At 60.7% G+C, this 7,182-nt stretch carries 9 protein-coding genes; 6 read left to right on the forward strand and 3 right to left on the reverse strand.

Features of this window, described 5'->3' with window-relative positions; genetic code table 11:
• Window positions 1-10: 10 nt before the first annotated feature.
• Window positions 11-1,510, forward strand: coding sequence for an FAD-dependent oxidoreductase (locus HX812_RS28520; protein WP_038849626.1), 1,500 nt, complete (start codon window positions 11-13; stop codon window positions 1,508-1,510).
• Here the strand turns inward: HX812_RS28520 and HX812_RS28525 are convergent.
• Window positions 1,478-2,128 carry an aspartate/glutamate racemase family protein gene (locus tag HX812_RS28525; protein ID WP_038849629.1) on the reverse strand — a complete coding sequence of 217 codons (651 nt, stop codon included), beginning with the start codon at window positions 2,126-2,128 and terminating at the stop codon, window positions 1,478-1,480. The two genes, HX812_RS28520 and HX812_RS28525, sit on opposite strands and share 33 nt — an antisense overlap.
• Before the next feature lie 66 nt (window positions 2,129-2,194).
• Here HX812_RS28525 and HX812_RS28530 point away from each other — a divergent pair, with 66 nt between their 5' ends.
• Window positions 2,195-2,644: an HIT family protein gene (locus HX812_RS28530; protein ID WP_038849632.1), complete on the forward strand. Its 450-nt coding sequence runs from the start codon at window positions 2,195-2,197 to the stop codon at window positions 2,642-2,644.
• Here HX812_RS28530 and HX812_RS28535 read toward each other — a convergent pair.
• Window positions 2,626-3,195, reverse strand: coding sequence for a cysteine hydrolase family protein (locus HX812_RS28535; protein WP_038849634.1), 570 nt, complete (start codon window positions 3,193-3,195; stop codon window positions 2,626-2,628). The genes HX812_RS28530 and HX812_RS28535 overlap by 19 nt on opposite strands.
• A 102-nt stretch (window positions 3,196-3,297) precedes the next feature.
• Between HX812_RS28535 and HX812_RS28540 the strand changes: the two genes are divergently transcribed.
• Window positions 3,298-3,819, forward strand: a complete 522-nt coding sequence (locus HX812_RS28540; RefSeq protein ID WP_038849636.1) for a GNAT family N-acetyltransferase — start codon at window positions 3,298-3,300, stop codon at window positions 3,817-3,819.
• Here HX812_RS28540 and HX812_RS28545 read toward each other — a convergent pair.
• Window positions 3,773-4,438: a TetR family transcriptional regulator gene (locus HX812_RS28545; RefSeq protein ID WP_038849639.1), complete on the reverse strand. Its 666-nt coding sequence runs from the start codon at window positions 4,436-4,438 to the stop codon at window positions 3,773-3,775. The genes HX812_RS28540 and HX812_RS28545 overlap by 47 nt on opposite strands.
• Window positions 4,439-4,549: 111 nt before the next feature.
• On the opposite strand from HX812_RS28545, the gene HX812_RS28550 reads away from it, so the two are divergent.
• The 3 genes from HX812_RS28550 to HX812_RS28560 all read left to right on the forward strand — a co-directional run.
• A complete protein-coding gene (locus tag HX812_RS28550) occupies window positions 4,550-5,206 on the forward strand; it encodes an O-methyltransferase (protein ID WP_038849641.1) in 657 nt (218 codons plus the stop codon).
• A 15-nt stretch (window positions 5,207-5,221) separates the two neighbouring features.
• Window positions 5,222-6,088, forward strand: a complete 867-nt coding sequence (locus tag HX812_RS28555; protein ID WP_038849643.1) for an SDR family oxidoreductase — start codon at window positions 5,222-5,224, stop codon at window positions 6,086-6,088.
• A gap of 13 nt (window positions 6,089-6,101) precedes the next feature.
• The coding region (locus HX812_RS28560) for an arabinose transporter (protein ID WP_178949138.1) at window positions 6,102-7,182 on the forward strand (1,081 nt) is incomplete at its 3' end.

The following is a 7,182-nucleotide window of genomic DNA, read 5'->3' on the forward strand; positions in this document are numbered from 1 at the left end:
GTGATCCAGTATGAAAGCGCAATTCGCTGTCGATGTACTGATTTGCGGTGCCGGTGCCGCCGGCCTGACGTTGGCAATCGACCTGGCGAGAAGGGGTATCACTTTTCGGCTGATCGAAAAAAATGCGCATCCCTTCCAGGGTTCACGCGGCAAAGGTATCCAGCCAAGGTCTCAGGAAGTGTTCGAAGACCTGGGGATGCTCGACCGTCTGATGGCAGTGGGTGGAGTCTATCCGACTGACCGGCGCTACCGCGACGATGGCAGCTACAGCGAAACAGAATTCACAGAATCCAAGGCGTCGATGCCCGCCGAGCCTTACCGACAACCGTTGATGGTGCCGCAGTTTTTGACCGAGCGCGTGATGCGCGAACGTCTGCTTGAGTGGGGGCATCAGCCTGAATTTGCTTGTGAACTGGTAGGGTTTGAGCAGGACGGCAACGCAGTCACCACACGGCTGATCGGCAACGCAGGTGAAGAGCACATCCGTGTGCGTTGGTTGGTGGGTGCTGATGGGGGGCGCAGTTTTGTTCGACATGCCCTGGATATCGGCTTTCCCGGCAAGACCCTTGGCGTACGCGCTTTAGTGGCGGATGTCGAACTTAGCGGCCTCACGCGTGATGCCTGGCACCGTTTTGGCGAAGGCGATATGCAGCACCAGATTGCAATATGCCCCCTGGCCGGCACCGAACTGTTCCAGATTCAGGGGCCGATTCCCGCGGATCTTGACGTCGATCTCAGTGCCGAGGGGCTCACCGCAATCATCGCCCATCGCACCGGTCGCGCCGATATCCAGGTGCACGCGGTGTCTTGGTCGTCGGCCTACACCATGAATGCTCGCCTGGCGGATCAATACCGCGTGGGGAGAGTGCTGCTGGTGGGGGACGCCGCCCATATCCATCCGCCCACCGGCGGCCAGGGTCTGAATACCAGCGTGCAGGACGCTTACAACCTTGGCTGGAAGCTGGCGGCGGTGGTACAGGGGGCGTGTGATGATTTACTGGATAGCTATGAAGAGGAGCGTCGGCCTGTCGCTGCTTCCGTGCTAGGTCTGTCCACCCAACTGCTGGATGAGATGAAGAACGGTGAACTGCGTCGGGGCAGGGAAGTGCATCAGTTGGATATTGGCTATCCGGCGTCCTCGCTGGCGCTGGCGCACCCTGTGCGCATCAACGTTTCGCCAGGGAATCGAGCACCGGATGCGCCCGTCCGAGGCGCCGCTGGGCAAGTAGTGCGGCTGTTCAACCTGTTCAAGGGAACGCACTGGACGCTGCTGGGCTATGGCGTAACACGGGATTCAGTGCAGGCACGGCCAGGCATGCGTGTCCACATCGTTGGGTCAGGGGGTGACCTGCTCGACGACCAGGGTCACTTTCAACAGGCCTACGGGCTGGCAATTGGCGATTGGGTGCTGGTGCGACCTGATGGCTATATCGGCGCGATTGTATCGTCAGCGAATGTCGAGGTCCTGGACGCTTACCTAGAGAGGGTTTTGCAGTGTGCGCACGGCTGACTCGAGCCCGGCTATTGTACTGGTGAGGGGGCGCGGGCCCAAGGTGACATAGCGCGCGGCATCGCTCATTGAGGCCTGTGCCAGCGCAACCACATCCGCGCCATGCTCATAGGCTTGATCAGCAGCTTTGGCGATGGCTGCCAGGTAGCCGTCAATGTCACCTGCCTTGAACAAGGCCCATGCTCCCGCCACCAACTGTATATCGATCACTGCATTTGATCGCCGTGCAGCCGTGTGAAAAAGCTGCGAGGTTGGCTCTAAGGTGGTCTCGACGGCGCACAACACCACGACCTTTTTGCCAGCCCCCAGCGCCGTCGCCGCCAGCGCTTCATCAGCTCTCAAGATAGGCACTCGAACATCAGGCGGGATGCTCTCGATCGATGGACCCAAGGTCGAACAGGTCAGCACCACCACATCCGCGTGTTGGGCGAGGGCGAGCAGTGCCGATTGGGTTGACTCGGCAATCTCTTCGGTGAGGCGACCGGCGTGTTCTGCTGCGGCCAGCAGGTCGGCACGGACTGTATGGTGGATCACGCCTGGGTCGATACCCAAGGTGCTCGCGGCCGTGTCAAACACGCCGATATTGCTGGTTGCGGTGTGCAGGCAGGCGATTCGCATGGAATAGGTCCGGTGCTGTAAGAGCGTTAAGATGCCGCCTGGACTCACTCAGATCAAGGACAATGCATGCCGCTTATCACGGAACGCGTCGCGTTGGCCCGCAATGGCGCCAACGACAAAGTCATCTGCCGCATGGCCTCGGGCTGGGCGGTCATGGGTGATGTACAGTTTCTCCCTGGTTACTGCCTGCTGCTGCCCGACCCGGTCGTTGCCAGTCTGAACGACCTCGATACCGAGGCCCGCACTGCCTACCTGCTGGACATGGCCCGCCTGGGCGATGCGGTGTTGCAGGCCACTGGTGCGCTGCGTATGAACTACGAGATTTTAGGCAATTCCGAGCCGGAACTGCATTGTCACATTTTCCCGCGCTACGCCTCGGAACCGAACGACAAACGCAAGATGCCGGCGTGGTTTTATGACTGGAAAAACGCGGTGCTGTATGCCGAAAGTGAGCATGGAGAGTTGCGCAAAAAGATTGCGGCTCTGTTAAGCGAGCATCAGCCCGTCGTGAGGTGAACGAGGATCTCGTCAGTCTCTACGACACGGGCATAGTCCATCGCCAGGTTGCTCAGCGACAGCGCATGCACATCTTCAGCCGGCCACAGGCGCCCGGACAAATCGGTTTGGTCGAAGGTGTAGCAGGCATCCGAAACCACCGTCACCGTAAAACCCAGGTTACCGCCGGAGCGTGCCGTGGCCTCGACCGAGTTGTTGGTGATCACGCCGACGATCACCAACTGTCGGATGCCGCGTGCATGCAGCCAGCGTTCCAGCCCTGAGGCGACGAAGGCATCCGGAACGTTCTTTTCGACCACATGCTCATGCGCCAGCGGTTGCAGCGCGGGCTGGAATTCGCAGCCCGGTTGACCCGGCCAGAACACCGAGTCGGGCGAGCGGGACATGTGCCGGATATGCACGACAGGGCGGCTGGATTGACGCCAGGCAGTTAGTAGACGCTGTATCTGCACTTCGGCGTCGGGGTTGTTGCGTCGCCCTAGCTTTGGCTGGTTCATGCCTTGCTGCATGTCGATGATCAGCAGTGCAGCGTTGCTGGCTAACGGTTGCATGGCACCTCCTTTTGCGTGTGGGGCTCGAAACATACCATGAAGGTAAACGGTCATGAAGGTTGGGTTTACTTGAAGGATATTGACTGAATAGGGAATAGATCAATGATCCGCAAAGCGTTACCTGGCGACGCCAACGCCATCGCCCAGGTGCATATCCGCAGTTGGCAGGAAGCCTATCGCGACCTGATGCCTGCCGAGTTCTTGAAGGGGTTGGACGCAACGCTGGCTCGGCGTGAATCCTTTTGGGTTCGCTCGATTGAGTCGGGCGAGTCCGATGTGTGGGTCGCCGAGCTGGATGGGCACGTCGTCGGTTGGATATCGGTCGGTGCCAGTCGTGACGAAGAGACGGCAGGGCAGAACGCGGGTGAGGTCATGGCTATCTACGTTTTAGCCAGGTATTGGCAAACAGGCTTCGGGCTGTCTTTGTGGAAGGCAGGCCTGCAGTTTTTGATGGCGCAAGGGTATGAGTGTTTGACGCTTTGGGTCTTGAGCCGTAATGAAAGGGCTGTCCGGTTTTATCGCAGGGTGGGCTGCGTTGAGGACCCGGGGAGTGAACGTAATCTTCAGAGGGGAGGTGTCACTCTGGAAGAAATGAGATATCGGTTGCCCTTTGGACCCGGTTGAGCGCATTCACATACGCACGAAACATATCCGCCATCCCCTCGGAGTACACCGCAATTTCTTCAGCCGTTCGCGGACTGTTGGAGAACTCCTTCCCCACTGAACTGAGCGTGGTCAGGATCAAATCGCTGGCCAATATCCGCGTATCAACCGACACCTCAGGCAACAACTCCAGCATGAACCCCTTGAACGCCTGGCGTCCCGCCGCACGCACCTCCAGGGCCTCCGGCGCATCGCGATAGAGCGGCGCCGCGTCGCTCAGCGCGCCGCGCATCTGTGCTTCTTCGCATTCCGACTCGATAAAGGCGTGCACCAACGTGCGCAGGCGGTCCAGTGGCGTTTCGTCGCGTTTTTCCAGGATGTCGCGCAGCATCTGGGTGGTCTGCTGCCACTCATCACTCTGCAACCGGAACAGAATCGCCGCTTTGTTGGGGAAGTACTGGTACACCGAACCCACGCTCACGCCAGCTTTTTCCGCGACCCGTGCGGTGGTGAAACGGGTGGCGCCTTCCTTGGCCAAAACCTGAATAGCCGCTTGCAGAATCGCCGCCACCAACTCGGTGGAGCGGGCCTGTTGCGGCTGCTTGCGCGTGGAAATGCGCGGGGTCTGGCGGCTGGTCATACAGGGCTCCTGAAGCAGGGCTAATGCGAATAGCGAAGGATGCGAATCACTCGCACACTTTCAATGCGACGAATTAGTCGCATCTTAGTCCCAACTCACTGGAAATCAATTATGTCGAGCCTGACCACCGCGCCTTTGGCGCCCCTGATTGAACGTCTTTACGCCCAGGCCGATGCGGCCACCAGCCCGCTGCTGAACTCGGTCTCTCAGGCAGAACGCGAACGGCTGATGCACAGCAAAACCGAGTACGTGGCGCTGTATTCGATGCTCAAGGACCTGTGGCTACCCGTGTCCCAGGACACCGGCACGCTGCTCTACATGCTGGCGCGCAGCAATAAGGCGCGGGCGATTGTCGAGTTTGGTACTTCGTTTGGGCTGTCGACCTTGTTCCTGGCTGCCGCACTGCGCGACAACGGCGGCGGTGTGCTGATCGGCAGCGAATTCGAAGCCTCGAAAATCGCCCTGGCGCGCGAGCATTTCATCGAAGGCGGCGTGAGCGACCTGATCCATATCCGCGAAGGTGACGCGCTGGTGACCCTGGCCAGCGACTTGCCAGAAGTTGTCGATCTGTTGCTGCTGGACGGCGCCAAGACGCTGTATGGCGACGTGTTGAACCTGGTGGAACGCCACCTGCGCCCCGGCGCACTGGTGGTGGCAGACAACACCGATTATTGCCCTGAATACCTGGCCTACGTACGCGCCCCGGAGAACGGCTACTTGTCGGTGCCGTTTACCGATGACATCGAACTTTCAATGCGCCTGGGCTAATCGAGGACTCAACTCATGCACGTATTTGTCACGGGAGCCACCGGTTGGGTTGGCTCCGAAGTGGTCAAGGACCTGCTCAATGCCGGCTACCTGGTGACCGGCCTGGCTCGCGCCGACGACAAGGCGCAGGCGCTTGCCGCCACCGGCGCCAAGGTGCTGCGCGGCACCCTGGATGACTTGGACATCTTGCGCCGCGCCGCCTGGACGGCGGATGCGGTGATTCACACCGCGTTCAATCACGACTTCTCGCGCTTTATCGAAAACTGCGAACAGGACCGCCGGGTGATCGAGGCGTTCGAGTCGGTGTTGAGAGGTTCGGACACGCCGCTGATCGTCACTTCGGGTTTGTCCGGCCTGCCATGCGGTGCGGTCGAGGCAGACCTGCCTAATGCCGCATCGCCACGTCAATCCGAAGCTGCCGCGCGGGCACTGGCTGCACGTGGCGTGCGGGCGGCAACGGTGCGCCTGGCGCCTTCGGTGCATGGCGTGGGCGACCACGGTTTTTTGCCGATCCTGATCCGCCTGGCCCGCGAGACTGGCGTGTCGGCGTATATCGGCGACGGGCAGAACTGCTGGTCGGGGGTGTACCGCACCGATGCGGCGCGGGTGTATCGCCGGGTCCTGGATGATGGTCTGAGCCAAGCGGCGTATCACGCGGTCGCGGACCAGGCGGTGCCGTTCAAGGCGATTGCCGAGGTGATCGGGCGCCGGCTGGGCGTGCCGGTTGAATCCCGACCACGCGAACATTTTGGCTGGTTCGCCAATATGGCCGGCGCTGATATGGCCGTTTCCAGTGAGCAGACCCGCGAGCGGCTGCGGTGGACACCGACGGGCCCAAGCTTGTTGGCAGACCTTGATCACGCCGATTACTTCCGGTGCTGAGCGGAGAGTTTTGATGACGCAACACAGAACCGTGCTGATGAGTATGTTGCCGATTACGTTGGCGGTGTTCGTCGGTTTCCTGATTATCGGCATGCAGTTGCCCGTGTTGCCTTTGCACCTGAATCAGACATTGGGCATGGGCACGCTGGTGGTGGGCGTGGTGATTGGCGCGCAGTTCGCGGCATCGTTGCTGTCGCGGGCTTGGGCCGGCAACTTTGCTGATATGCGTGGCCCCAAGCGCGCTATGTTGCTGGGCATGCTGGTGGCGGCCAGTTCGGGGCTGCTGTATCTGGCTTCGCTGGCGTTTGTCGATTCGCCGGTGCTGTCGGTTTGGTTGCTGCTGGCCGGGCGTGTGGTGTTGGCACTGGGCGAAAGCCTGGTCATCACCGGCTCCATGGGCTGGGGCATGGGGCGGGTAGGGCCACAGAATACCGGTAAGGTGATGGCCTGGATCGGTATCGCGATCTACGCCGCCTTCGCGCTGGGTGCGCCGTTGGGTGTGGCAATCAACAACCAATGGGGGTTCAGTGGGCTGTCCATTGCCAGCTTGATCATGCCGTTGTTGGCGGTTGGCATCGTGATCGGTGCGAAGGGCGTTGCACCGACCAGTCAGCGGCGTACGTCGTTCTACTCGGTACTCGGGGCGGTCTGGCTGCCGGGCTTGGGGCTGGCATTTTCCAGCATCGGTTCTGGCGTGATTGCCGCATTTGTCGCGCTGCTGTTTGCGTCCAAGGATTGGGGCAATGCGTCGTTTGCCTTTACCTCATTCGGGCTGGCGTTTATCGGTGCGCGGATTTTCTTCGGGCATCTGCCGGACAAGCTTGGCGGTGCGAAGGTGGCGCTGGTCTGCGTGTTGATCGAGGCGGCGGGGCAGTTGTTGATCTGGGGCGCGAATGATCCGTTGATGGCATACCTGGGCGCGGCATTTACGGGCTTTGGTTATTCGCTGGCCTTTCCGGGGTTTGGAGTGGAAGCGATCAAGCGCGCGCCGCCGCACACCCGTGGGCTGGCGATGGGGGCCTATGTGGCGTTCCTGGATATTTCCCTGGGCATCGCCAGCCCATTGGCGGGGGCTTTGGCTGGGGCGGCAGGGG

It is taken from the genome of Pseudomonas sp. IPO3749, from assembly GCF_013386605.1.
GTDB classification, from domain to species: domain Bacteria; phylum Pseudomonadota; class Gammaproteobacteria; order Pseudomonadales; family Pseudomonadaceae; genus Aquipseudomonas; species Aquipseudomonas azotoformans_A.